Origin of the sequence: Micromonospora sp. NPDC005171, assembly GCF_040608575.1 — a bacterium.
Lineage (GTDB): Bacteria > Actinomycetota > Actinomycetes > Mycobacteriales > Micromonosporaceae > Micromonospora.
This window is the reverse complement of record NZ_JBEXIM010000004.1, coordinates 88,531-113,027: the sequence shown is the minus strand read 5'-3', so window position 1 is coordinate 113,027 and position 24,497 is coordinate 88,531. Positions and strand designations below refer to the sequence as shown.

General features: G+C 71.0%; 21 protein-coding genes. 13 read left to right on the top strand and 8 right to left on the bottom strand.

Going from position 1 to position 24,497, the window contains the following annotated elements; translation table 11 throughout:
* Nucleotides 1–47 precede the first annotated feature (47 nt).
* From ABZU74_RS08830 to ABZU74_RS08805, 6 genes are all read left to right on the top strand, one after another.
* Complete coding sequence (locus tag ABZU74_RS08830; RefSeq protein ID WP_355420021.1) at nt 48–611, top strand: plasmid pRiA4b ORF-3 family protein; 564 nt, start codon at nt 48–50, stop codon at nt 609–611.
* A gap of 305 nt (nt 612–916) precedes the next feature.
* The gene (locus ABZU74_RS08825) at nt 917–2,206 is read left to right on the top strand and encodes an extracellular solute-binding protein (protein ID WP_355420018.1); all 1,290 of its coding nucleotides are present in this window, start codon (nt 917–919) and stop codon (nt 2,204–2,206) included.
* A gap of 109 nt (nt 2,207–2,315) precedes the next feature.
* Nucleotides 2,316–3,287 carry a sugar ABC transporter permease gene (locus ABZU74_RS08820; RefSeq protein WP_355420016.1) on the top strand — a complete coding sequence of 324 codons (972 nt, stop codon included), beginning with the start codon at nt 2,316–2,318 and terminating at the stop codon, nt 3,285–3,287.
* Nucleotides 3,288–3,297: 10 nt separating this feature from the next.
* Entirely contained in the window at nt 3,298–4,140 is an 843-nt protein-coding gene (locus ABZU74_RS08815; RefSeq protein ID WP_355420013.1) for a carbohydrate ABC transporter permease, read from the top strand.
* A complete protein-coding gene (locus ABZU74_RS08810; RefSeq protein ID WP_355420010.1) occupies nt 4,137–5,558 on the top strand; it encodes a GH1 family beta-glucosidase in 1,422 nt (473 codons plus the stop codon). Before ABZU74_RS08815 ends, ABZU74_RS08810 begins: the two co-directional genes overlap by 4 nt.
* An 82-nt stretch (nt 5,559–5,640) precedes the next feature.
* Entirely contained in the window at nt 5,641–6,687 is a 1,047-nt protein-coding gene (locus ABZU74_RS08805; protein WP_355420007.1) for a LacI family DNA-binding transcriptional regulator, read from the top strand.
* Nucleotides 6,688–6,783: 96 nt separating this feature from the next.
* Here ABZU74_RS08805 and ABZU74_RS08800 read toward each other — a convergent pair whose 3' ends face one another.
* Nucleotides 6,784–7,995 (bottom strand): acyl-CoA dehydrogenase family protein, encoded by a 1,212-nt coding sequence (locus ABZU74_RS08800; protein WP_355420004.1) that lies wholly within the window; start codon nt 7,993–7,995, stop codon nt 6,784–6,786.
* Nucleotides 7,995–9,074, bottom strand: coding sequence for a phosphotransferase family protein (locus tag ABZU74_RS08795; protein WP_355420001.1), 1,080 nt, complete (start codon nt 9,072–9,074; stop codon nt 7,995–7,997). Before ABZU74_RS08795 ends, ABZU74_RS08800 begins: the two co-directional genes overlap by 1 nt.
* Before the next feature lie 170 nt (nt 9,075–9,244).
* Here ABZU74_RS08795 and ABZU74_RS08790 point away from each other — a divergent pair, with 170 nt between their 5' ends.
* The 4 genes from ABZU74_RS08790 to ABZU74_RS08775 all read left to right on the top strand — a co-directional run bounded on the left by ABZU74_RS08790 (nt 9,245) and on the right by ABZU74_RS08775 (nt 14,126).
* A complete protein-coding gene (locus tag ABZU74_RS08790) occupies nt 9,245–10,966 on the top strand; it encodes a thiamine pyrophosphate-binding protein (RefSeq protein WP_355419998.1) in 1,722 nt (573 codons plus the stop codon).
* A 158-nt stretch (nt 10,967–11,124) separates the two neighbouring features.
* Complete coding sequence (locus ABZU74_RS08785; RefSeq protein WP_355419995.1) at nt 11,125–11,826, top strand: amino acid-binding protein; 702 nt, start codon at nt 11,125–11,127, stop codon at nt 11,824–11,826.
* A 60-nt stretch (nt 11,827–11,886) separates the two neighbouring features.
* Nucleotides 11,887–12,945, top strand: coding sequence for a hypothetical protein (locus ABZU74_RS08780; protein WP_355419992.1), 1,059 nt, complete (start codon nt 11,887–11,889; stop codon nt 12,943–12,945).
* 116 nt (nt 12,946–13,061) lie between these two features.
* A complete protein-coding gene (locus ABZU74_RS08775; RefSeq protein ID WP_355419990.1) occupies nt 13,062–14,126 on the top strand; it encodes a GNAT family N-acetyltransferase in 1,065 nt (354 codons plus the stop codon).
* Nucleotides 14,127–14,150: 24 nt separating this feature from the next.
* Here the strand turns inward: ABZU74_RS08775 and ABZU74_RS08770 are convergent, their stop codons facing one another.
* From ABZU74_RS08770 to ABZU74_RS08760, 3 genes are all read right to left on the bottom strand, one after another.
* Nucleotides 14,151–14,549: a VOC family protein gene (locus tag ABZU74_RS08770; RefSeq protein ID WP_355419987.1), complete on the bottom strand. Its 399-nt coding sequence runs from the start codon at nt 14,547–14,549 to the stop codon at nt 14,151–14,153.
* 66 nt (nt 14,550–14,615) lie between these two features.
* Complete coding sequence (locus ABZU74_RS08765) at nt 14,616–16,181, bottom strand: aldehyde dehydrogenase family protein (protein ID WP_355419984.1); 1,566 nt, start codon at nt 16,179–16,181, stop codon at nt 14,616–14,618.
* Between the two features lie 341 nt (nt 16,182–16,522).
* Entirely contained in the window at nt 16,523–17,323 is an 801-nt protein-coding gene (locus tag ABZU74_RS08760; RefSeq protein WP_355419981.1) for an LPXTG cell wall anchor domain-containing protein, read from the bottom strand.
* A gap of 355 nt (nt 17,324–17,678) precedes the next feature.
* Here ABZU74_RS08760 and ABZU74_RS08755 point away from each other — a divergent pair, with 355 nt between their 5' ends.
* Together ABZU74_RS08755 and ABZU74_RS08750 are read left to right on the top strand one after the other, a co-directional pair.
* Entirely contained in the window at nt 17,679–20,582 is a 2,904-nt protein-coding gene (locus ABZU74_RS08755) for a glycoside hydrolase family 9 protein (RefSeq protein ID WP_355419979.1), read from the top strand.
* 199 nt (nt 20,583–20,781) lie between these two features.
* A complete protein-coding gene (locus tag ABZU74_RS08750; protein WP_355419976.1) occupies nt 20,782–21,309 on the top strand; it encodes a DUF488 domain-containing protein in 528 nt (175 codons plus the stop codon).
* Nucleotide 21,310: 1 nt separating this feature from the next.
* Here the strand turns inward: ABZU74_RS08750 and ABZU74_RS08745 are convergent, their stop codons facing one another.
* Genes ABZU74_RS08745 through bioB form a run of 3 tightly spaced genes read right to left on the bottom strand, consistent with a single transcriptional unit; the run spans nt 21,311 to nt 23,052 of the window.
* Nucleotides 21,311–21,817 (bottom strand): GNAT family protein, encoded by a 507-nt coding sequence (locus ABZU74_RS08745; protein ID WP_355419973.1) that lies wholly within the window; start codon nt 21,815–21,817, stop codon nt 21,311–21,313.
* Between the two features lie 4 nt (nt 21,818–21,821).
* On the bottom strand, nt 21,822–22,034 hold the full coding sequence (locus ABZU74_RS08740) for a hypothetical protein (RefSeq protein ID WP_355419970.1): 213 nt from the start codon (nt 22,032–22,034) through the stop codon (nt 21,822–21,824).
* A gap of 22 nt (nt 22,035–22,056) precedes the next feature.
* Entirely contained in the window at nt 22,057–23,052 is a 996-nt protein-coding gene (gene bioB / locus ABZU74_RS08735) for a biotin synthase BioB (RefSeq protein ID WP_355419967.1), read from the bottom strand.
* Between the two features lie 155 nt (nt 23,053–23,207).
* Here bioB and ABZU74_RS08730 point away from each other — a divergent pair, with 155 nt between their 5' ends.
* Nucleotides 23,208–24,344, top strand: a complete 1,137-nt coding sequence (locus ABZU74_RS08730; protein ID WP_355419964.1) for an 8-amino-7-oxononanoate synthase — start codon at nt 23,208–23,210, stop codon at nt 24,342–24,344.
* Nucleotides 24,345–24,497 lie beyond the last annotated feature (153 nt).

The following is a 24,497-nucleotide window of genomic DNA, read 5'->3' as shown; positions in this document are numbered from 1 at the left end:
CGCGGCAGATCATGCTCGCAGCCTAAGCCGCGGGAGGACAGGACAGCATGTCGCGTCAGATCTTCCAGCTGAAGATGTCCCTCGCCGGGACCCGTCCGCCGGTGTGGCGCCGGGTGCTCGTGCCGGCCGGCTACACGCTGGACCGGCTGCACCGGGTGGTGCAGCACGCGATGGGTTGGCGGGACTGCCACCTGCACTCGTTCGAGATCGACGCGATGCAGTACGGCGAGCCCGACCCGGACGGGGAGTTGGCGTTGCACGACGAGTTGGACGCGCGGCTCGACGCGGTGCTCGGCAAGGGCAGCCGGTTCTCCTACACCTACGACTTCGGCGACTGGTGGGAGCACGACCTGGTCGTGGAGGACGCGTTTACCGCGGACCCCGACGAGCGGTACCCGGTCTGCCTGGACGGCGAGCGGGCCTGCCCGCCGGAGGGTGTCGGCGGGCCGTCGGGCTATCAGGCGCTCCTGGAGGCCCTAGACGACCAGGACGCCCCGGACGACCTCGTCAGCCCTCGTCAGGCGATGCTGCGCGACTGGGCGGGTTCCACCTTCGACGCGTCCCGCTTCGACCCCGACCGCGCAACCACTCTCCTTCGCCGCTTCTGCTGACCCCCCGCCCCGAGGACGGCGTCTCGGGCAGGAGGTTCGCGTCAGCCGAGCCGCGATTTCTGACCGAAACCTCTTGATCACCCGCGGTGGGCGGAGTTGTTGGTGGGGCTGGCGGTGCGGGAGTGATCAGCGGTAACGATCTGGGAACGCTCCCATCGCCCTATTGACACTCCCGTTACCCGCCGGCAATCTCATGGGAGCGCTCCCGGAGGTGGCGTGGCTCACTCACGAATCTCCCGGCCTGGCGCGACGGGCACCCCCCACCACACCCATCCAGCCTCACCACCGGAAAGAGGGGTCAGCGCATGAGTGTCACCACGCGGCGTACCCGCCTGGCGGCCGCTGCCCTGGCCGCGATCACCGCAATCGGCGGTCTCGCGGCCTGCGGCAACGACGACGACAAGCCGGCGGCCGGCGAGAAGCCGGCCAAGCTGGTCGTCGACACGTTCGGCGAGTTCGGCTACGAAGAGCTTGTCAAGCAGTACGAGAAGGACACCGGCATCAAGGTCGAGCTGCGCAAGACCGCGCAGCTCGCCGAGTACCGGCCGAAGCTGGTCCGCTACCTGGCCACCGGCAAGGGCGCGGCGGACGTCACCGCCCTGGAGGAGGGCATCCTCAACGAGTTCAAGCCCAACGCGCGCAACTGGGCCGACCTCAACCCGTTGGTGGCCGACCACTCCAAGGAGTTCCTGCCCTGGAAGTGGGAGTTGGGCAAGGCGCCGGACGGTCGGCTGATCGGCCTCCCGACCGACGTCGGCAGCCTCGCCGTCTGCTACCGCAAGGACCTGTTCCAGGCTGCCGGCCTGCCCACCGAGCGCGACCAGGTGTCGGCGCTCTGGCCGGACTGGAAGGGCTTCCACGACGCCGGTCTGAAGTACAAGCAGGGCAGCGGCGGCAAGGCGTTCATCGACTCGATCACCGCCGTCTCCAACGGCGTGATGTTCCAGGGCAACGGTGACCTGTTCTACGACAAGGAAGACAACGTCATCGCGGACACCAGCCCCGCGGTGAAGAACGCCTGGGACACCGCCACCTCAATGGCGGACATCTCGGCCAAGGCGCAGACCTGGTCGCCGGAGTGGTCGGGTGGCTTCAAGCAGGGCACCTTCGCGGCCACCTTCTGCCCGTCCTGGATGCTCGGCATCGTCTCGGAGAACTCCGGTGCGGCCAACAAGGGCAAGTGGGACGTGGCGTCCGTGCCGGGCGGCGGCGGTAACTGGGGCGGCTCGTGGCTCGCCGTTCCGGCGCAGAGCAAGTACCCGAAGGAGGCGGCGAAGCTCGCCGAGTACCTGACCAACGCGAAGAGCCAGGTGGAGGCATTCAAGGCCAAGGGCCCGCTGCCCACCAACCTGGAGGCGCTGAAGAACGAAGCGTTCATCGGCTACACCAACGAGTACTTCAGCAACGCGCCGACCGGCAAAATCTTCGGGGAGAGCGTCGCCAAGATCCAGCCGATCCACCTGGGCCCGAAGCACCAGGCAATCAAGGAGAACGCGCTCGAGCCGGCCCTGCGGGCGTTCGAGAGCGGGCAGGCCGACAAGGCGAAGGCCTGGGAGCAGTTCACGAAGGATGCCAAGACTCAGGGTGCCTTCTGAGTGATTCCCTGCCGGTGGCGTTCGGGGCTTCCCGGACGCCACCGGCCGGTCCCCTCCGCGTAGCGCCCTGCGCGAGGGCCCCCGGGCCTCGCCGGAAAAGGAAATTCGCATGAGCCTGTCGGCCACGACGGCACCGCCGTCGCCAGCAGCACCGCCTTCTCCCGACGTCTCTTCCCGACGTAGCCGGGGAAGGTTACTCAACCGTCTCGATGTCAAGTACTCGCCGTACCTCTACATCGCCCCGTTCTTCCTGATCTTCGGTGCGTTCGGGCTGTACCCGATGGTGCGTACCGCCTGGATGTCGCTGCACGACTGGGACATGATCGGCGAGCACTCGTTCATCGGCTTCGACAACTACACCCGGCTGTTCGCCGACGAGTACTTCTGGAACGCGCTGGTCAACACGTTCGGCATCTTCGCCCTGTCGACCATCCCGCAGCTGTTGCTCGCCCTCTTCCTGGCGAACCTGCTCAACCGGACCTTCCTGCGCGCCAAGACCTTCTTCCGAATGGCCATCTTCATGCCGAACGTGGTGTCGGTGGCCGCGGTCGCGATCGTCTTCGGAATGCTGTTCCAGCGGGAGTTCGGCCTGTTCAACTGGCTGCTGAGCCTCGTCGGTGTCGACCCGGTCGACTGGGACGGGCAGCGGTGGAGTTCGTGGTTCGCCATCTCCTCGATGGTCAACTGGCGCTGGACCGGGTACAACACCCTGATCCTGCTCGCCGGCATGCAGGCGATCCCGAAGGATCTCTACGAGGCCGCAGCGATCGACGGCGCCAGCCCGTGGCGACAGTTCTGGCAGATCACCCTGCCCATGCTCAAGCCCACCTTCATCTTCGTGGTCATCCTGTCCACGATCGGCGGCATGCAGCTCTTCACCGAGCCACTGCTCTTCGCCAACGGCAACATTCTCGGCGGCAGCCAGCGGGAGTTCCAGACGCTGGCCATGTACATGTACGAGATGGGCATCGTGAACCTGAACTCCGCCGGCTACGGAGCCGCGGTCGCCTGGGCGATCTTCATGATCATCGTCTTGGTGTCGCTGTTCAACTTCCTACTCGTCCGCCGCTCGGCGAAGTGAGGAGAGATCAATGATCTCGGCTTCCCAGCGCCTGTGGCGCACCAGTCCGCTGACCTACGTGGCGCTCGTCCTGGCGGCCCTGCTGTCGATCTACCCGTTCTACTACATGCTGGTGATCGGCACTCGCAGCCTGGACTCCATCAACGAAGTCCCGCCACCGGTGACCCCCGGCGGAGCGTTCGGTGACAACTTCGGGCGGGTGCTCGACAACGACGCCGCCAACTTCCTCACCGGCATGATGAACTCGATCATCGTCTCCTCGGTGGTCACCGTGTCGGTGGTGCTCACCGGTTCGCTGGCCGGGTTCGCCTTCGCCAAGCTGAAGTTCCGGGGCAGCAACGCCCTGCTGCTGGCGATCATCGTCACCATGATGATCCCGACCCAGATGGGCCTCATCCCGCTCTGGTCCATGATGCAGGACCTGGGGTGGTACGACACCCTCTACGCGGTCACCGTGCCGTTCCTGGTCAGCGCCTTCGGCGTGTTCATGATGCGGCAGTACGCCAGCCAGGCGATCTCCGACGAGCTGATCGAGGCCGGCCGCGTCGACGGGGCGAGCACGTTCCGGATCTACTGGAGCATCGTGCTGCCCGCGCTACGTCCCGCCGCCGGCGTGCTCGGCCTGCTGACCTTCATGGAAACCTGGAACTCGTTCATCTGGCCGTACGCCATCCTCACCCCGGAGAACCCGACCCTCCAGGTCTCGCTCTCCTTCCTGTCGTACGCCTACTACACCGACTACTCCCAGGTGTTCGCCGCCACGGCGATCGGCACCATCCCCCTCGTGCTCGTCTTTCTCGTGTTCGGCCGCCAGATCATCGGCGGGATCATGGAAGGTGCCGTCAAGTCGTGAGCAACCCCGCCAGCCCGCCCGCCGTCGACGTCCTCGACGAGCGCCCCGGGCTGACCTTTCCACCCGGATTCCTCTGGGGGGCCGCGACGGCGGCGTACCAGATCGAGGGGGCGGCGGCCGTGGACGGCCGCGCCCCGTCGATCTGGGACACCTTCAGCCACACCGAGGGTCGAGTCGTCGCCGGGCACACCGGGGACGTGGCGTGCGACCACTACCACCGCCTCGGCGAGGACGTCGCGCTGATGGCCGAGCTGGGCCTGAAGTCGTACCGTTTCTCGGTCTCCTGGTCCCGGGTGCAGCCCACCGGCACCGGCGCGGCCAACCCGCGTGGCCTGGACTTCTACCGGAAACTGGTGGACGAGCTGCTGGCCAACGGCATCGAGCCGTGGCTCACCCTCTACCACTGGGACCTGCCGCAGCCGCTGGAAGACGCCGGCGGCTGGCCGGCCCGGGACACCGCGGCACGCTTCGCCGACTACACGACCCTGGTGGCCGACGCGCTCGGTGACCGGGTGCGCTACTGGACCACGCTGAACGAGCCGTGGTGCTCCGCGTTCCTCGGCTACGGCTCCGGCGTACACGCGCCCGGCCGCACCAACGGAGCGGACGCGGTGCGCGCCGGACACCACCTGATGCTCGGGCACGGCCTGGCCGTGCAGGCACTGCGGGCCGCCCGGCCGACCGCCGAGGTGGGCGTGACCGTCAACCTCTACCCGGTCGACCCGGCCAGCGACACCCCGGCCGACTCCGACGCCGCCCGGCGGATCGACGGGCTGGCCAATCGGTTCTTCCTGGACCCGCTGCTGCGTGGGTCGTACCCGGAGGACCTGGTGGCCGACCTCAGCACGGTGACCGACTTCGAGCACGTGCGCGACGGCGACCTGGCGACCATCTCCACGCCGCTGGACCTGGTCGGGGTCAACTACTACAGCCGGCACGTGGTCGCCGCACCGGTCGAGGGCGTCGAGGCCGACCCGGCCCCGTCGTGCTGGCCGGGCAGCGAGGACGTGCGGTTCGTCACCCGTGGCGTCCCGGTCACCGACATGGGCTGGGAGATCGACGCCCCGGGCCTGACCGAGACGCTGCGGCGGGTGCACGGCTACACCGACCTGCCCCTGTACGTCACCGAGAACGGTTCCGCGTTCGTCGACTCGCTGGTCGACGGGCAGGTCGACGACGTCGATCGGCTGGCCTACTTTGACGCCCACCTGCGCGCCGCCCACGAGGCGATCGACGCCGGAGTGCCTCTGCGGGGATACTTTGCCTGGTCGTTGATGGATAATTTCGAATGGGCCTGGGGTTACACCAAGCGGTTCGGCATGATCCACGTCGACTACGACAGCCAGGTTCGCACCCCCAAGTCCAGCGCCAAGTGGTACGCCTCGGTGATCCGGCGCAACGGTCTGGCCGCACAATAGGCTCGGGCCAGCCATCAGGACGGCCCCGGCGTCCACCTCCCGCAGGTGGCGCCGGGTCCGCCCGCCGTCGGAGGAGCAGACGATGACAACGCAGCGCACCCGGTCGCTCGGGCGCCCGACCCTCGACGCGGTCGCGGCGCGTGCCGGCGTCGGTCGGGGCACGGTCTCCCGCGTGGTCAACGGCTCACCCCAGGTCAGCCCGGAGGCCCGGGCCGCGGTCCAACAGGCCATCGCCGAGCTGGGGTACGTGCCGAACCGGGCTGCCCGCGCGCTCGTCACCCAGCGGACCGACTCCGTCGCGCTGGTGGTCTCCGAATCCGGCGAGCGGGTCTTCACCGAGCCGTTCTTCGCCTCGATCGTGCGGGGGATCAGCTCCGGGCTGCTGGAGACGCCGATGCAGCTCTGGCTGGCCATGGCACAGTCGCCGGTGGAACGGGAGCGGGTCGAGCACCACCTCACCAACCAGCACGTCGACGGCGTACTGCTGCTGTCGTTGCACGACTCCGACCCGCTGCCGACGCTGCTGGAGGAGCGCGGCCTGCCGGCCGTGCTCGGTGGTCGGCCCGCCCGGATGCTGCAACCCGGCGCCCAACCGGCCTGGTTTGTCGACGTGGACAACGTTGGCGGGGCCCGGCAGGCGGTGGAGTACCTGACCGGGCAGGGGCGGCGACGCGTCGCCACCATCGCCGGTCCCCAGGACATGGGCGCTGGCCTGGCCCGGTTGACCGGCTACACCGAGGCGGTCAAGGCCACCGGGGCCAGCGTCAACCCCGACCTGATCGCGTACGGCGATTTCAGCGAGGGCAGCGGCGCGGCCGCCATGCGTCGGCTGCTGGACGTCTGCCCGGACCTGGACGCGGTCTTCGTCGCCTCCGACCTCATGGCGTTCGGCGCGCTGCGTACCCTGCGCGAGGCCGGCCGGCGGGTGCCGCGGGACGTCGCGGTGATCGGCTTCGACGACGCGACGATCGCCCGACAGGCGGAGCCGCCGCTGACCACGGTCTTCCAGCCGGTGGAGGACATGGGTCGGCAGATGGCCCGCCTGCTGGTGGCCCGGATCCGTGGCGAGGAGCTACCCGCCTCCCACATCCTCCTGGACACCCAACTGGTCCACCGAGCCTCCGCCTAACCCTCGCCCCACCCCTCGGGGTTGATCATGGAGTTATTGCCATGACACGCCGACGGCGGTGGCAATAACTCCATGATCAACGAGGGTGGGGTTGGGTTACCGGGTCCAGCGGCGGAGTTCGCGCTTGGCCAGGGAGTTGCGGTGGACCTCGTCGGGGCCGTCGGCGAGGCGCAGGGTGCGGGTTTGCGCCCAGAGGGCGGCCAGCGGGGTGTCCTGGCTGACGCCGGCGCCACCGTAGCCCTGGATCGCCTTGTCGATCACCCACTCCGCCATCGCCGGCGTACCGATCTTGATGGCCTGGATCTCGGTGTGCGCGCCCTTGTTGCCGACGGTGTCCATCAGCCAGGCCGTCTTGAGCACCAGCAGCCGGGCCTGCTCGATGCGGACCCGGGACTCGGCGATCCACTCCCGGACCACGCCCTGCTCGGCGAGGGGTCGGCCGAATGCGATCCGCCCGAGCGCCCGCTTGCAGAGCAGCTCCAATGCCCGCTCAGCCATTCCGATCAATCGCATGCAGTGGTGGATCCGGCCCGGACCGAGCCGGGCCTGAGCGATCGCGAAGCCGGTGCCCTCGGCGCCGATCAGGTTCTCCGCGGGCACCCGCACGTCGGTGAAGTCGATTTCGGCGTGCCCGCCGTGCGAACCGTCGGTGTAGCCGAAGACGGTCATGCCCCGGCGCACGGCCACCCCTGGGGTGTCCCGGGGGACCAGCACCATGCTCTGCTGGCGGTGCCGGTCCGCGGTGGGGTCGGTCTTGCCCATCACGATGAAGATCTCGCAGCGCGGGTCCATGGCCCCGGACGACCACCACTTCCGTCCGTTGATCACGTACTCGTCGCCGTCGCGGGTGATCCGGGTGGCGATGTTCGTGGCGTCGGAGGACGCCACGTCCGGCTCGGTCATGCAGAACGCCGAGCGGATCTCACCCTCCAGCAGCGGCATCAGCCACCGCTTCTGCTGCGCCTCCGAGCCGAACTCGGCCAGCAACTCCATGTTGCCGGTGTCCGGTGCCGCGCAGTTGACCGCCTCCGGCGCGAGGTGCGGGCTGCGCCCGGTCAGCTCGGCCAGCGGGGCGTACTGGAGGTTGGTGAGGCCGGCGCCGTAGCGCGGGTCGGGCAGGAACAGGTTCCACAGGCCGCGCCTGCGGGCCTCCGCCTTCAGTTCGGCCAGCACCGGGGTACGCGACCACGGATCCCCGGCAGCCACCTGCTCGGCGTGCACGGCCTCGGCCGGGTAGACGTGCTCGGTCAGGAACCGGGTCAGCTCGTCGCGCAGCTCCTCGGTCCGGGCGTCGTATGAGAAGTCCATCACCGCTCCCTGGCGGCGGTCTGCCCGTGCGCGACCAGCGGTGCCACCATCTCGCCGATCCGGTCGAAGCCTTCGCCGAGCGTCTGCCCGAGCGTGTGCCGGTAGTGGATTCCCTCGCAGATGACAGCGAGCTTGAAACAGCCCAGCGCCACGTGCCAGTGCAGCGGCCCGACGTCGACATCGCTGCGTCCGGCGTACCTGTCGATCAGCTCGCTGCCGGTGGGGAAGCCGGCGCGCGGGCCGAGCCCGTCGGCGACCGGGTTGCCCGCGGCGGTGTCGCTGCCACCGAGCACGTCCCAGTACGTCAGCAGCAGCCCCAGGTCGGCGAGGGGGTCGCCGAGGGTGGCCATCTCCCAGTCGAGCACCGCGTGCACGGCGACCGGGTCGGCCGAGGCGAGGAGGTTGTCCAGCCGGTAGTCGCCGTGCACGATCCGGCCGGCGTTCGCGCCCTCCGGGGCGGTCGCCGCGAGCAGGTCACGCAGCTCGTCGATGCCGGGCAGCGGGCGGCTGCGGGAGCGGTCGAGCTGCCCGGCCCAGCGGCGGACCTGCCGGGCCAGGTAGCCCTCGGGGCGGCCGAAGTCAGCCAACCCGACGGTGGCCGGCTCGACGGTGTGCAGCGCGGCGAGGGTGTCCATCATCGCCATGGCGAGAGCGTGGCGTCGTTCGTCGCCCAGCGGGTCGGTCTGCGCGCGGGTGCGGAAGACCTCGCCGGGCATCCGTTCCATCAGGTAGAACGGGGCGCCGATGACGTCCGGGTCGGTGCAGAGCAGCAGCGCGCCGGGGACCGGCACCTCGGTCGGTGCCAGTGCCGAGATGACCCGGAACTCGCGCGCCATGTCGTGCGCGGTCGCCAGCACGTGCCCCAGCGGGGGGCGGCGCAGCACGACCTCGCGGTCGCCGAGGCGCAGCAGATAGGTGAGGTTGGACTTGCCGCCCGCGATCAGCTCGGCGCGCAGCGGCCCGACGGCCAGCTCGGGTCGGTGCTGCGCCAGATAGTCGGCGAGACGGTCCAGGGCCAGCCCCGCGGGTGAGGCCGGGACGGCCCCCGGCCGCGACGCATCGACGGCCGGATCACTCATCCGACTAGTTGATGGCAGCCCGTTCACGTTGTCAAGGTCAGATTCACCGGTAGCCCCGCCGCCGGTTGAGCCGGCACGGCGGACAATCGCCATACTTCCGACAATTGCCTGGATATCGTCTTGATGGCGGGCCGCGGCGGCGGTCTCTGGAGCGATAGGGGTCCATCGTGGTGAAGGCGAGCAAGGGTACGACGACGGTCGGCGAGCTGTTGCTCAGCCGGCTCCACGACCTCGGGGTGCGCCATGTCTTCGGGTTGCCGGGGGACTACAACATGGATTTCCTCGATCAGATCGAGGCGTTCGACGGGATCGAATGGGTCGGCAGTTGCAACGAGCTCAACGCCGGCTTCAGCGCCGACGGATATGCCCGCCTCGCCGGCGTGGCCGCGATCCTCACCACGTTCGGCCCCGGTGAGCTGTCGGCGGTCAACGCGCTGGCCGGGGCCATGGCGGAGTCGGTACCCATCGTCTCGATCGTCGGCGGTCCGACCGAGGAGATCATGCGGCAGCACACCTCCATGCACCACTCGCTCGCCGACGGCGACTTTGACCATTGGGTACGGGTGGCACGTGAGGTGACAGTCGCCCAGACCTCGCTGACCCCGCAGAACGCTCTGGGGGAGGTCGACCGGGTGCTCACCGAGTGCTGGTCGCAGCAGCGTCCGGTCTACGTTCGGATACCCGGCGACGTGGCCCACGCCGAGGTCGCCCGGCCGGGGCAACGGTTCACCCGCCCCGAGCCGGTCGTGGCTCCCGGGCAGCTCGACGCCTTCGCCGCGGCCGCCCGGCGACTGCTCGCCGGTGCCGAGCGGCCGGCCATGCTTGTGGGAAACCTGCCGATCCGCTTCAACCTCGGCGCTGCCGTCAGCGCCATGGCCGCCGAACGAAACTGGCCGGTCGCCGCGCAGTCGCTGGGACGGGGACTGCTCGACGAGTCCGACCCTCACTACGTGGGCATTTACAACGGCGGCGACAGCTCCGACGAGGTCGGTGAGGTTGTGGAGGGCGCGGACGCACTGATCTGCGTCGGCACCACTTTCTTCGACTGGGACGGCCTGTTCACCGCCGACCTGAAGGTGGACCGGGTCATCAGCCTGCACCGGGACGCCGCCGTCGTCGCCGGCACCCGCTTCGCAGCTGTCGCGTTGCCGGCGGCGCTGCGGTGCCTGCACGAGATCGCCCCGAACCGTACGGCTGAATGGTCACGCGCGCCGCTGTTGGCGGGTGACCCGCCCGCGCTCGACCCGTCGAACAACGAACCGATCCGGCAGGCACGGCTCTGGCCGGCGATCCAGAACATGCTGCGCGAGGGGGACATCTTCGTCCCGGAAACCGGGACCCCGTCCTTCGGCGCGGCGACGATGCGTCTGCCCGCCGGGGTCACCGTTGTGGAGCCGCCCATCTGGGGCTCGATCGGCTACGCCACCCCGGCCGCCTTCGGTGCCGGCGTGGCGGCCCCGGATCGACGGACGGTGCTGATCACCGGCGACGGATCAATCCAACTGACCGTGCAGGAGATCAGCCGGATGCTCGCCACGAACCAACGCCCGATCATCATCGTCGTCAACAACGGCGGCTACACCGTCGAGCGGGCGATCGACGGACGGCACCAGCCGTACAACGACATCGACAACTGGCGGTACACGGAACTGCCCGCGGTGTTCGCACGGGACAGGACGTTCACCGCCCACGTCGCCCGTACCGAAGGGGAGCTGGCCGCCATCCTGGCCGGCATCGACGGACCCCCGGCCCAGTTGACGGTCATCGAGGTGGAAACCGATCGGCTGGACCTGCCCGCCGGAATGCCCCAGTGGGGTCGGGAAACGTCCGCGGCGGACTACCACGCACAGCTCGCCTCCACACCGGTCCTGCCCCTGGTCGGGTTGCCCTGAGCGTCGGCGTCCGCTTCCCGACCTGCCGGACCAGCCGGTCGCCGGCGCAAATTTCCACTCGGGACATGGCCCTGCAACAGGGACGAAATGGTCAACTAGCAGGCTGGGGTCAGCCTGCCGGCCGCTCTTTCGCCGGCCCGCCGAGCGGAGGGACAGACATGTTGCTGCGAGTTCGGGTCACCCTGCCGGACCGTCCGGGCACCCTCGGTCAGGTCGCCCGCACGTTGGGCGTCTCCGGGGCGGACATCGTCCAGGTGGTGGTCCTCGAACGGCTCGGCGGGCGCGCGGTGGACGATTTCACTGTCGTCTGGCCGGGTGCGGCGCGGGTGGAGCGGCTGCTGGCTGGCCTGGCGGCGATACCGGGCGTGCGGGTGGACGGCGTGTGGCGGGCGATCGGCGCGCCCACCACCACCGGCCAGGACGCGGAGCTGCTGGCCCAGGTCGCGGCCAACCCGGCCGACGGGACGGCCACCCTTGTCGACGCCGTCCCCGGGTTGTTGGCCGCCGACTGGGCGGTGGCCGCCGTGGTTCCGGTCGACTGGGCCTCCCGGACCGGCGGTGGCGGGGCGACAGTGGGGCACGCCAGCTGGCGTACTCCCGTACCCCTGCGGTTGCCGGAGGTGACCCCGCTGCGCGGTCGGTCGATGACCACGCCCGACGGCACCCACCACGCGATCGCGCCGTTCGGCCGGGCGGGCCTGGTGCTGGTGGTGGCCCGCGAGCGCAGCGAGACCCTCTCCGCGGCTGGTTTCCACAGCACGGAGGTCGACCGGCTCATCCAGCTCGTCCGGGCCAGCGCGGTGATCCTCGGCGACCGACTGGACCTGGTCGGCGCACCACCGGTCAGCGCCAACCCCTGAGGCGCCAGCCGTCGACCGGCAGCCCGTGGGGGCCGGACTTGTTGATCTAGTCTCCTCGGGATGAACAACTCCACTGATGGATACCGCGCGGAGACCGCCGCGGGCGGCCGGGTCCCGTCCGGTGCGCCGCAGGGCTACGAGGCGGACGCCAAGCTGCCGCACCCGCCGGCTGCCGCGCCGGTGCCCGGACGGCGGCCGGGGATCCAGATGGCACCCACCTATGCGGACTTCGGCACCGAGCCGCCCCGCCTCGGCAACGTCGAGATCACCGGCGTGCACCGGTCCTCGGCGGCGGACGACCACCTGGCGATCAACGCAGGCGGGTCGGTCGAGTTCGAGTTCGACGTACCCGACCCGGCCGTGGTCCGGGAGGCATGCGTCACCCTGGTGGCGCTCGCGTCGATGCTGGCCGGGGGCCCCGGGTACGCCCCGCTCACCGTTGCCCTCAACGGCCGGCCGCTGGCCGACGAGTTCCGCATTCCGAACGGTGGTGGGCTTCCGCAACGGCTGGTCTTCGCGGTCCCGGCCGTGGAGTTGGTCGCCGGCCGGAACACGATGCGGATCGCGAGCGGTGTCGACGCCCGGAGCATGCTGTGGCTCTACCGGGTCACTGTCGACCCGATGTACGCGCATGACCAGGCGGGCCTGGCCCTCGTCCGGCAGGCGATCGCGGAGCCGGTGCTGCGGTACAGGAGTGACGCTGGCGAGGTCACCATCTTCGTCGATCGGGGCGAGCAGTCCGTCCTCGACCAGGTGGCGTGGGCCGACACGTCCGGTGCCGAGTACGCGATCACGTTCGAGAAGCAGCAGCAGGCCTTCTACGGCTGGCGGCGGCAGCTGGGTGGAGAGCCGACGGAGTTCCGCGGCCGGCTGACCGAGCGCGGCACCGTCGCCAAGGAGGCGCGGCGCTTCCACACCCAGGAGGGCTGGGCCGGCGGCTGGCACCGCTCGGGTGACCTGCTCCTCGCCGTGGGGGTGCGCGACCACCCGCTCAGCAGGCTGGCCTGGCGGGACCTGCGCGGCAACAACGGCACGATCGCCTTGGGCGGCGGTGGGTTCCTGGGCACCTACCAGCGGGTCGGCGAGGGCCCCATCGGCTACCGCGGCCGTTTCGCGTAGCGGCGGATCCGGTGACCCGCCCGGCGGGGTCATGCTCCCGAGCGCAACCCGTCACCGCCGGGCAATCGGGCGGCAACAGCGGGGGACGAGGGTGGTACCCGGGAAGGGAGCCAACCATGACGTTGTGGCGGATCCGAGCGACGGTGGACGACCGGCCGGGTTACCTGTCGGTGCTCACCGCGAGTCTCGCGCTGCGCGGGGTCAACATCCTCACCGTGCAGGTGCAGCCCACCGAGCAGGGCGCGGTGGACGACTTCCTGGTCGACGCGCCGGACGCGCTCGACGAGGCCGAGTTGGTCGCCGCCGTCGAGCGGGGGCGGGGCCGGGACTGCTGGGTGGCGCGCAGCGAGGCGCGCGGCCTGGCCGACCAGCCCACCCGGGTGCTCGGGCTGGCCAATCGGCTGGTACGTGACCCGGACGCGACGGGCGAGGCACTGCGGACCCTGCTGGCTGCCGACGACGTCAGCTGGCGGCCGGCCTCGGTCGGCGTCGACCGGGGGATCCTCGGCACGAGCATGTCGCTGGCGGACCCGGCGGGCGGCTCGTTCGCGCTGCGCCGGGCCGCGCCCGCGTTCACCCCGGCGGAGTACGCCCGGGCGCAGGCCCTGGTCGAGCTGGCCGCCACCGTTGTCCGTCGGACCGCCGAGCAGGTCACGGTGGTGCTGCCCGACGGCGCCGAAGTCGCCGTACGCCCGGCCTGCGCCGACGACCTGCCCGGCGTACGGGAGCTGCATGAGGGGTGTTCGGCGGCTACCCGGCAGCGGCGTTACCTGGGCGGGGCGGCGCTGCCGCGCCCGGACCGACTGCGTCGGCTGCTGGAGCCGAGTCGCGGGCTGACCCTGGTCGCGGTGGCCACCGACTCCGACGGTGCGGCCGGGCCGGTGGTCGCCATGGGGAACCTGCTCGGCGAGGGCGACGAGGCCGAGGTGGCGCTGCTGGTGCGCGACGACTGGCAGCGGCGCGGGCTCGGCACGGCGTTGCTGCGCCGGCTGGTCCGGCACGCCGACGCGGCGGGCTACGCGGCGCTGACGCTGCACGTCCAGGCCGAGAACGCCCCGATGTTGCGTACCCTGCGCCGGCTGGGCCGACCCAGCTCGACCGAGCGTGAGGGGGCGCTGCTCACCCTGACCGTCCCGCTCACCGCACAGCGGAAGGTAACCGTGTTGTCGCCTGGCGCATGACAAGGGACGCCTCTCGGCAGCGCGTCAACGAGTGGAGGGTCGGCGGCGGCCGGACAGGCAGAACCGGTTGCCCTCCGGGTCGGCGAGGACCACGTACGGCGGTTCGGTGGGGTGGGGGTCCGTGGGGTAGTGCCGCCACTCCACCCGCTGGGCGCCGAGCGCGAGCAACCGGTCGAGCTCCTCGTCGAGGCTGCGCTCGCCGGCGTCCAGGTCAATGTGGAGCCGGGGGAACTCCTGCACCGGGCTCTCGCTGACGTCCATCGCGATGGCCATGCCCGCAGCCCCCGGCGGTGGCTCCAGGACGATCCATTCGTCGCGGTCGAATCGGGGTGCCCGGCGACGGTAGCCGAGGGCCGCGGCCCAGAACCTTCCCGCCCGTTCGGCGTCGGACACACCCAGGGAGAGTTGCTCGATCATCGCCATCTCGCGACGGTACGCGGCCGGTCCCCTGTCGGACGCGCCGGGCGTCGACAGGGGACCCTCACGGCCTCAGGTGGCGGGGTAGCTGGTGTAGTCGGGGAAGTTGCCGTAAAGGCGGTGGTCGCCGCCCACGGTGACCGCCTGTACCAGCAGGTCGCCGCCCACGAACGCGCCTTTCCAGGACGCGCCCCGGCCGCCGAACGGCTCGTCCCGGTCGCCGCGCGAACGCGGCTTGTTGATGCCCACCTTGAACGCCTGCAGGTCCACCGCGAGCTTGCCGGCCTCGTCGGTGTCGTCGCAGGCCAGCGACGCGACGAGCGCGCCGTTGGAGGCGTTCATGGCGGCCAGCAGTTCGTCGGTGGTGTCCACCACGACGATCGTGTCGACCGGGCCGAACGGCTCGGCGTGCATCAGCCGGGACCGGCCGGGCGGCGCGAGCAGCACCGACGGCGCCACGTACGCCGAGGTGTCCTGCCCGGGCAGGAACGGCGCACCGGTCAACTTGCCCCGGTGCAGCGGCACCGCGCCGCCGCGAACCGCCTCGTCGACGGTGCGGCGCAGCTCGTCGGCCTTGGCGGCGCTGATCAGCGGCCCGAAGTCCAGCTCGGGCAGCGGGTCACCGGCCGTCCAGTCGTCCTCGACGGCCAGCGGGTGACCGAACCGGACCGAACGCACGACCGGCAGGTACATGTCGAGGAACTCGTCGACCAGGTCGCGCTGCACCACGAACCGGGGGTACGCGGTGCAGCGCTGCTTGCCGTACTCGAAGCCCTTCTTCAGGTGCGCGGCGAGCAGGTCCCACTGGGAGAAGTTCCAGATGCCCCAGGCGTTGAGGCCCTCCTGCTCGATGAAGTGCCGCTTGTCGCTGTCGAGCAGCGCGGCGGCCACCTTGCCGCCGTTGGAGCGGCCACCGACGAACGCCACCGCACCGATCTCGGGTGCCCGGACGAGCACTTCGGACAGCTCCTCGCCGCCGCCGGAGACGAGGGTGGCGGGCAGTCCGGCGCGACGCATCAGGGCGTGCGCGACGGTCAGGCAGACCGCGCCGCCCTGGGACGGGGTCTTGGCGATGACCGCGTTGCCGGCCAGCAGTTGGACCAGCTCGGCGTGCACGAGGACGCTCATCGGATAGTTCCAGGAGGCGATGTTGCTGACGGGACCGTCCAGTGGCTCGCGGCCGTCGGCGAGCATCCGGTCGATCTCGCCCACGTACCAGCGGACGCCGTCGAGTGCCCGGTCCACGTCGGCGCAGGCGAGCCGCCACGGCTTGCCGATCTCCCAGACGAGCAGGAGCGCGAGCAGGTCACGGTGGGCGGTGAGGGCGTCCAGGGCGTCGCAGACCCGGGCCTTGCGGTCGCTCAGCGGGGTACTCGCCCAGGCCCAGTGCGCGGCGGCGGCGTGCGCGACCGCGGCGCGGGCGGTGTCCGCGTCGAGTCGGGACAGGTTGATGACGACGCTGTTGTCGACCGGGGTGCGGACCGGCGCCGGGTGGCCGACTGCCCGCCAGTCGCCTTCGACCAGGTTGTGCAGCGTGGTGACGCCGTCCACCTCGGCGCCGAACGCCTCCGGGGTGGCGGCGACCGCCCGGGCGAGGACGTCGGACCAGGCGGTGCCGTCGGCGAGTAGTAGTGCCATCGCGTTCTCCTCAGGGTTGACCGGGGAGCGGCGGCGTCGACGGCACCGCTGATGGTCGGTACTGTCCCGCGCGCGGTAGCCGGTCAGCAACCGTACGTTTGTCTGGCTGGGCGCCGGCCGACCGAAGCCGTCCGGTGTCCGACTCGCGACGAAGGGCCATGACCAGCGGGTACGGCGGTCGATGGATCGACGTGCATGAATGGTGTGACGTTGTTGGCTTGGTTACCCGTCAGTACGGAAGGCGGGCCGGGGGACCTCCGATGTGGAGGAGCGTGAGGCATGCGAAACGCCCACGACCGGCCCCGGAGCGATGTCCGGAACCGGTCGTGGGCGTTCGTCGGTCAGCTGGTGAAGGTGATCCGGTCGCGTCGGCGACGCATCATCAGCAGGGCGCCGCCGCCGATCAGGGCGACACCGCCGAGGGCGATGCTGGTGACGGCCACGCCGGTGAGCGGGAGGCTGCCCCCGTTGTCGCCGCCGCCCGCGCCTCCCGGGGTCGAGGCTGATCCACCGGGCGCCACCGACTCCGACGGTGAGACCGAGCCCGTCGGCGTCGACGTGACCGGAGTGGTCGGCGTCGGGGTAGTCGGCGTCGGCGTCGGCGTCGGCGTCTCCGTGATCGGTGTCGGCGTCGGCGTCTCCGTGATCGGCGTGGTCGGGGTCGGCGACGCGGTGGCGCCGGTGCCGGCGCACGTGTGGCTGAGGTTGAACTTGTCGCCCTCGCCGCTGACCAGGGCGCTGCCGCCGGTCAACGTCCATCCCGCCGGGGTGAAGAGGTAGGCGTGCTTCACCTGCTTGTCACCGCCACCGTTGGCGGACAGGAAGTCGGTGTACGGATCCGTGGGGTTCGGCACCGTCACCGTCACCGAGACGCCCGAGGTGTCCTTGAAGGTCAAGGTCAGGCTCTGGAAGTCACCGGCGCGCTTGGTGGGCAGCACGAAGTGCCAGCCGTCCTGGTTGGTGGGTCGCGTGCCGAACTTGGGGTCCTGGCACTCCTGCTGGAACGTCCCCGCCGTGGCGCTGGCGTGGGCGGGGTTGAGGGGGACGATGCTCGATGCCCAGGCCGGGGAGGCGATGGCGAGAACGGCCGTGACGGTGGCCGTGCGGACGGCCGCGCGCGTCAGGCGCCGACGCAGTGGCATGAGGAATCCTTCGGGATTGGTCGAGGGGGCCGCCCATGATCCCATGAGGGGGGCCTGCCGACGGCATCGGCCAACCGGTCTGAGCTGGGACGACGTCTCGGACGGGAAGTGCCTTCCGGGTCGACCTTCCGTGCTGGCATGCGCGTGTCGCCGTAACGCTCTCGAGGGCTGCGGCGCTGGCGCGCAACACGGGCTTCCCATTCGACGACGTGCACATTACATTGTCGTTTATCCATGGGAGCGCTTCCATGACCCATGGTCACACCGCCACCCCCGCTGTCGCCGGTGGCCGTGCCGCCCCCACGCCGTCCCGCGTCGGTGCGACCGCCGGCGGCGCCTCCGACAGGAGCCCTTCATGCGCCACCTGACCCGGCCGTCCACCGGCCACCCCGGCCGGTCGCCGGTCGCCGACCAGCCCTGGCCCCGGCGGTTGCTGGCCGCCGGCGTCGCCCTGCTCACCGGGCTGTCCCTCGCGGTGACCGCGCCCCCGTCCGCGCCCGCCTCCGCCGCGCCGGCGGCGACCTACAACTACGCCGAGGCGTTGCAGAAGTCGCTGCTCTTCTACGAGGCGCAGCAGTCCGGTCGACTGCCCGACTGGAACCGGGTCTCCTGGCGCGGAGACAGCGCGCTCACCGACGGCGCCAGCGCGGGGGTGGACCTCACCGGCGGCTGGTACGACGCCGGCGACCACGTGAAGTTCGGCTTCCCGATGGCGTTCAGCGCCACCATGCTCGCCTGGGGAGCGGTCGAGTACCGCAGCGGCTACACCGCCTCCGGGCAACTGCCGCACCTGCTCAACAACCTGCGCTTCGTCAACGACTACTTCATCAAGGCGCACCCCTCGGCAAACGTCCTCTACGGACAGGTCGGCAAGGGCGACGACGACCACAAGTGGTGGGGCCCGGCCGAGGTGATGCCGATGGCGCGGCCCGCGTACAAGATCGATGCGAGCTGTGGCGGCGCGGACCTGGCGGGGGAGACGGCGGCAGCGATGGCCGCCTCGTCGATGGTGTTCCGGCCCACCGACGCGACCTACGCCGACAAGCTGCTCGGGCACGCCCGGCAGCTCTACACCTTCGCCGACACGGTGCGGAAGTCCTACCACGAGTGCATCACGGACGCCACCAGCTTCTACCGCTCGTGGAGCGGCTGGCAGGACGAGCTGGTCTGGGCCGCGATCTGGCTGCACCGGGCCACCGGTGAGGCCAGCTACCTGACCAAGGCCGAGAGTGAGTACGACAAGCTCGGCACCGAGAACCAGTCCACCACCCGCTCCTACAAGTGGACGATCGCCTGGGACAACAAGCAGTTCGGCGCGTACGTGCTGCTGGCCAACCTGACCGGCAAGCAGAAGTACGTCGACGACGCCAACAGGTGGCTGGACTACTGGACCGTCGGGGTGAACGGGCAGCGGGTGCCGTACTCGCCGGGCGGGATGGCGGTGCTCGACTCCTGGGGCGCGCTGCGCTACGCCGCGAACACCTCGTTCGCCGCGCTTGTCTACAGCGACAAGACCACCGACACCACCCGCAAGGCGCGCTACCACGACTTCGCCGTCCGGCAGATCAACTACGCGCTCGGCGACAACCCCCGCAACTCCAGCTACGTCATCGGGTTCGGCGCCAACGCACCGAAGAACCCGCACCACCGCACCGCGCACGGCTCCTGGTGGGACAGCCAGACCGTGCCCGTCGAGACCCGGCACACCCTCTACGGCGCGCTGGTCGGCGGCCCCTCCTCGGCCAACGACGCGTACAGCGACAGTCGCTCGGACTACGTGATGAACGAGGTCGCCACCGACTACAACGCCGGCTTCACGTCCGCGCTGGTCCGGCTGACCTCCGAGTACGGCGGCACACCGCTGGCGAACTTCCCCGTCGCCGAGACGCCGGACATCGACGAGCTGACGGTGGAGACCACTGTGACGCAGGCCGAACCTCGGGCCACCGGGCTCAAGGTGATGGTCTACAACAAGTCCGCCTTCCCGGCCCGCGCGCTCACCGACGGCCGGTTCCGCTACTACTTCCGGCCCGACGGCACCGGGCCGGTGCAGGTCACCGCCGGCTACACCCAGGGCTGCCCGTCCCCGACCACGGCCAAGCAGTTCAGCGGCGACATCTGGTACGTCGAGGTGGACTGCGCCGGGTACACCATCGCCCCGGCCGGTCAGTCGCAGCACCGGATGGAGGTCCAGTTCAAGATCGGCGTGCCGGAGGGCGGCACCTGGGACCCGACCAACGACCCGTCGTACCAGGCCACCGCCGGACCCAACCGGAAGGTGCCGCTCTACTCCGGCACCAACCGGGTCTGGGGCGACGAGCCGGGCCCGGTCGTACCGGACACCACCGCGCCGACCGTCCCGGGCACCCCGGTGGCGTCCAACCTCGGCCCCCGCACTGTCACCCTGACCTGGGCGCCGTCCACGGACAGCGGCGGCAGCGGCCTCGCCGGGTACGACGTTCGCGAGTTCATGGTGGGTAACGACGTGGTGGCGACCCGACGGGTCACCGAGAATTCGATCACCATCACCACGCTGCTGCCGGAGCGGACGTTCGAGTACACGATCGTGGCGCGCGACGGCGCGGGCAACACCTCGGCCGCCTCGCCGAAGCTCAGCGTGACCACGCCACCGGCCGGCACCGCCGACACCACAGCGCCGAGCACCCCCGGCACGCCGGTCGCCTCGGCCGTCACCGCCACCGGGCTGACCCTGGCCTGGACCCCGTCCACCGACAACGTGGGCGTCACCGGCTACCGGGTCTATCGCGAGGCCGGCGCCACCGACGTGCTGGTCGGCTCGCCGACCGGCACCACCCAGGCGGTGACCGGGCTGACCGCCTCGACGGCGTACCAGTTCTACGTGGTGGCCGTGGACGCGGCCGGCAACACCTCCGCGGCGTCCACGCCCGTCGCGGTGACCACCGCGGCCCCGCCGGTCGGCGGCACCTGCTCGGTGGGGTACGCCACCACCGACTGGGGCAGCGGCTTCACCGCCAACGTGTCGATCACCAACACCGGCACCACCGCGATCAACGGTTGGACCCTGCGGTTCAGCTTCTCCGGTGGGCAGAGCGTCAGCCAGGGCTGGTCGGCGGCGATCAGTCAGACCGGCGCGGCGGTGACCGCGACCAACCTCTCCTACAACGGCACCCTTGCCCCGGGGGCGTCGGTGAGCTTCGGCTTCAACGGCACGTACAGCGGCGCCAACCCGAAACCGACGGCCTTCACCGTCAACAACACCGCCTGCACCATCGCCTGACCAGCACCGCGACGAGATCTTGGACAGTTACCGTTCCGTGGGCGGGCCGTGCGGACGGTAACTGTCCCAGATCTACCCGTTGCCGGACCGGGCTGGTGGCGGGACACAATCGGCTGCCCGCCGCGTCGACCCGGTGCCCCTGCGCGTTCTCGCCCGACGACCGGGAATAGGTTGTCGCGATTCGGGGCAAGCCAGCCTGGTGGCGGAGTTGCTGACCGTAGGGCACGGCGCGGCCGACCGGGTGCGGCTGGGGGAGTTGCTGACCGAGGCCGGGGTGGCTCTGGTGGTGGACGTGCGGAGGTATCCGGCCAGCCGCACCAACCCGGATGTCCGCCGCGAGGAGCTTGAGCGGTGGCTACCCGAGTACGGGATCGCCTACCGCTGGGAGCCGCGCCTGGGCGGACGCCGACACGTCCCGGCCGGCGAGCCAGAGCCGGACACCTGGTGGAACGTCGCAGCATTCCGGGCGTACGCCGCCCACACTCGGACGGCCGAGTTCGACGACGCGCTCGCCGAGGTGCTCGCCGGGGCGGATCGTCGGACCACCGCGATCATGTGCAGCGAGAGCTTGTGGTGGCGCTGCCACCGGCGGTTGATCGCCGACGTCGCGACGCTGGGCAGCGGAGTCCCCGTGGCGCACCTGATGCCGGACGGCCGCCTCAACCCGCACCGGCGGGCCGAGGGCGCCCGCCGACTGCCCGACGGTCACCTGCTGTGGGACGGCTGAGTCACTCCACCAGGTCGTCGGCGAGCAGGTCCATCAACAGGCCGTCGTGCCAGCGGCCGTCCGCGCCGCGCTCGTAGCGGCGCAGCACCCCCACCGGACGAAAACCGACCTTCGAGTACGCCCGGATGGCGGCGCTGTTCGCGGCGGCCGGGTCGATGGTGAAGCGGTGGTGGCCGTACTCGTCGATCAGGTGGCGGACCAGGGTGCGGATGGCGTCACCGCCGAGGCCGGCGCCGCGCTCCGCCGGATCGAGGAAGACGTCCAGGCTGGCGTGCCGGTAGTCCGGGTCCGGTTCGGCGTACCACTGGATCGCGCCGATCACCCGGCCGTCGTGCTCGATGGCGTACAGCGCCAGGTCGTCGTCGGCCAGGTCGGCGCGGACCGAATCGGCCAGGTCGTCGCCGCCCCGCCACCACCGGCGTACCTCCGGGTCGGCCCGGATCGCCGCGAGGGCCGGCACGTCCGCGGCCGTCGCCGGCCGTAGTGTCACCGCCCGCCCTCGCAGCACCGGCTCAGCCCCGGATCTCGCCGTGCTCGACGCAGACCGCCGACCAGCCCACCGGCAGCACCTGCACCTTCATCCGGCGCCGGCACTGCGGGCAGTAGCGCGGCGGCTCCAGCGTCCGGGCCACCGCGCACGGCTCGTGCCCGCCGACCGCCGCCGCGTCCTCGCCGCAGCGGTCACACCAGAGCTGCGCCGCCGTGGGCTCGACAAGCTCGGTCACGTCGTCCTCACCAGGTCCGTCTCTACAGGGTCGCCGAAAGGGCCTTGACCGGCATCTTCAGCTCGTCCAGCAGCTCCAGGTCGGCATTCGCGGGTCGGCCAAGCGTGGTCAGGTAGTTGCCGACGATCACCGCGTTGATGCCGCCGAGCAGACCGTCGCGGGTGCCCAGGTCACCGAGGGTGATCTCGCGACCACCGGCGTACCGCAGGATGGTGCGCGGCATGGCCAGCCGGAACGCGGCGATGGCCCGCAGCGCGTCCTTGCCCTCCACCACCGGGCGGTCACCGAGCGGGGTGCCGGGGCGCGGGTTGAGGAAGTTGAGCGGAACCTCGTGCGGGTTCAACTCGGCGAGCTGCGCGGCGAACTCGGCCCGCTGCTCGACGGTCTCGCCGAGGCCGAGGATGCCACCGCAGCACACCTCCATGCCGGAGTCGCGAACCATCCGCAGCGTCTCCCAGCGCTCCTCCCACGAGTGCGTGGTGACCACGTTGGGGAAGTACGACCGGCAGGTCTCCAGATTGTGGTTGTAGCGGTGCACACCCATGTCGACAAGGTCGTCGACCTGCTCCTTGCTGAGCATGCCCAGCGACGCGGCGACCTGGATGTCGACAGCCGCCTTGATGGCGGCGACGCCCTCGCGCATCTGCTTCATCAGCCGGGCGTCCGGGCCGCGGACGGCGGCGACGATGCAGAACTCGGTCGCCCCGGTCGCGGCGGTCTGCTTCGCGGCCTCGACCAGCGACGGGATGTCCAGCCAGACCGAGCGCACCGGCGAGGTGAACAGGCCCGACTGCGAGCAGAAGTGGCAGTCTTCCGGACAGCCGCCGGTCTTGAGCGAGACGATCCCCTCGACCTCGACCTCCGGGCCGCACCAGCGCATCCGCACGTCGTGAGCGAGCTGGAGGGCGGCGGGCAGGTGCTCGTCGGGCAGGTTCAACACGGCGAGGATGCCGGCCTGATCGAGGCCGACACCGTCACCCAGGACCTGGGTCCGGGCCTGGTCGAGGATCTCTGGCATGGCTCGTACCCTACAAGGCCCCCCGATCAGCCGGAATGCCCTGGCAGTCGGCGGACAGCTCGCACCGAGTGGAATCGTCGGGCCAATGGCGGCGGGTGGTAATTTCGCCCAGCGGGTGTCGGGCTGACCGGCACGCACAGCGGGGGAGGGTGACGGTGGCGGACTGGCTGGCGGCGCTCGACCGCCGCGCGGAGCTGCGGGCGAAGGCGGGGCTCACCCGGCGGCTGCATCCGCGTCCGGCCGACGATCAGATGACCGATCTGGCCGGCAACGACTACCTCGGCCTGGCCACCCACCCGGAGGTCACCGCCGCGGCCACTGCGGCACTGTCCGCGTACGGGCTGGGGGCGACCGGGTCGCGCCTGGTGCGGGGCTCCACCGACGCGCACCGGGCGCTGGAGGATGACCTGGCCCGCTGGCTGGGCACCGACGGCGCCCTGGTCTTCTCCTCGGGCTACCTGGCCAACCTCGGTGCGCTGCGGGCGCTCGTCCAACCTCGGACGTTGCTCGTCTCCGACGCGCACAACCACGCGTCGCTGATCGACGGCTGCCGCCTCTCCGGAGCGGAGACGGTGGTCACCCCGCACGCCGACGTCGACGCGGTCGCCGCCGCGCTCGCGGCCGCTCCGGGCCGTCCGGCGGTGGTGGTGACCGAGTCGGTCTTCTCGGTCGACGGTGACCTCGCCCCGCTGGCTCGACTGCACGCGGTGGCGCGCCGCCACGGCGCGCTGCTGCTGGTCGACGACGCGCACGCGCTGGGGCTGACCGGCCCGGCCGGCGCGGGCGCGGTGGCGGCCGCCGGGCTGGCCGGCGAGCCGGACCTGGTGGTCACCGCCACCCTGTCCAAGGCGCTCGGTGGCGCGGGTGGCGTCGTCGCCGGCCCGGCCGAGTTCGTTCGGCATCTGATCGAGACCGGGCGCACGTTCATCTTCGACACGGCACTGCCGCCGGCGGTCGCCGCCGGTGTGCACGCCGCGCTGCGGCTCGCCCAGGCCGGCGACGACAGGCGCGCCGAGTTGTCCGACCGGGTGGGGCTGGCGGTCGGTCGACTGCGGACGGCCGGGTTGACCGTCTCCGCCCCGGACGCGGCGGTGATCTCGGTGACCGCCCCCGGGCCGGAGGCCGCGACCGCCTGGGCTGCGGACTGCCGGGACCGGGGCGTCGCGGTGGGCTGTTTCCGGCCACCGTCCACCCCGGACAGCCGCTCCCGTCTACGTCTCACTGTCAGCGCGGGAGTGCCCCGGGCGGCGTTCGAGCGGGCGCTGGACGTCATAGTGGACTGTGCCCCGTGAGCGCGAGGAGTGAGCCGGGTTTGCGAGCCCCGCAGTCGCGAACCGAGGTGGGTCTTGTGAGCGCGAGGAGTGAGCCGGGTTTGCGAGCCCCGCAGTCGCGAACCGAGGTGGGTCTTGTGAGCGCGAGGAGTGAGCCGGGTTTGCGAGCCCCGC

What these genes read in the sequence shown, in the direction of transcription:
- bioB (WP_355419967.1), bottom strand. Translation starts at nt 23,052, where the DNA reads ATGCCAGAGATCCTCGACCAGGCCCGGACCCAGGTCCTGGGTGACGGT.
- ABZU74_RS08780 (WP_355419992.1), top strand. Translation starts at nt 11,887, where the DNA reads ATGAACAACTCCACTGATGGATACCGCGCGGAGACCGCCGCGGGCGGC.
- ABZU74_RS08785 (WP_355419995.1), top strand. Translation starts at nt 11,125, where the DNA reads ATGTTGCTGCGAGTTCGGGTCACCCTGCCGGACCGTCCGGGCACCCTC.
- ABZU74_RS08800 (WP_355420004.1), bottom strand. Translation starts at nt 7,995, where the DNA reads ATGGACTTCTCATACGACGCCCGGACCGAGGAGCTGCGCGACGAGCTG.
- ABZU74_RS08770 (WP_355419987.1), bottom strand. Translation starts at nt 14,549, where the DNA reads ATGGCGATGATCGAGCAACTCTCCCTGGGTGTGTCCGACGCCGAACGG.
- ABZU74_RS08825 (WP_355420018.1), top strand. Translation starts at nt 917, where the DNA reads ATGAGTGTCACCACGCGGCGTACCCGCCTGGCGGCCGCTGCCCTGGCC.
- ABZU74_RS08775 (WP_355419990.1), top strand. Translation starts at nt 13,062, where the DNA reads ATGACGTTGTGGCGGATCCGAGCGACGGTGGACGACCGGCCGGGTTAC.
- ABZU74_RS08830 (WP_355420021.1), top strand. Translation starts at nt 48, where the DNA reads ATGTCGCGTCAGATCTTCCAGCTGAAGATGTCCCTCGCCGGGACCCGT.
- ABZU74_RS08760 (WP_355419981.1), bottom strand. Translation starts at nt 17,323, where the DNA reads ATGCCACTGCGTCGGCGCCTGACGCGCGCGGCCGTCCGCACGGCCACC.
- ABZU74_RS08815 (WP_355420013.1), top strand. Translation starts at nt 3,298, where the DNA reads ATGATCTCGGCTTCCCAGCGCCTGTGGCGCACCAGTCCGCTGACCTAC.
- ABZU74_RS08755 (WP_355419979.1), top strand. Translation starts at nt 17,679, where the DNA reads ATGCGCCACCTGACCCGGCCGTCCACCGGCCACCCCGGCCGGTCGCCG.
- ABZU74_RS08765 (WP_355419984.1), bottom strand. Translation starts at nt 16,181, where the DNA reads ATGGCACTACTACTCGCCGACGGCACCGCCTGGTCCGACGTCCTCGCC.
- ABZU74_RS08795 (WP_355420001.1), bottom strand. Translation starts at nt 9,074, where the DNA reads ATGAGTGATCCGGCCGTCGATGCGTCGCGGCCGGGGGCCGTCCCGGCC.
- ABZU74_RS08805 (WP_355420007.1), top strand. Translation starts at nt 5,641, where the DNA reads ATGACAACGCAGCGCACCCGGTCGCTCGGGCGCCCGACCCTCGACGCG.
- ABZU74_RS08820 (WP_355420016.1), top strand. Translation starts at nt 2,316, where the DNA reads ATGAGCCTGTCGGCCACGACGGCACCGCCGTCGCCAGCAGCACCGCCT.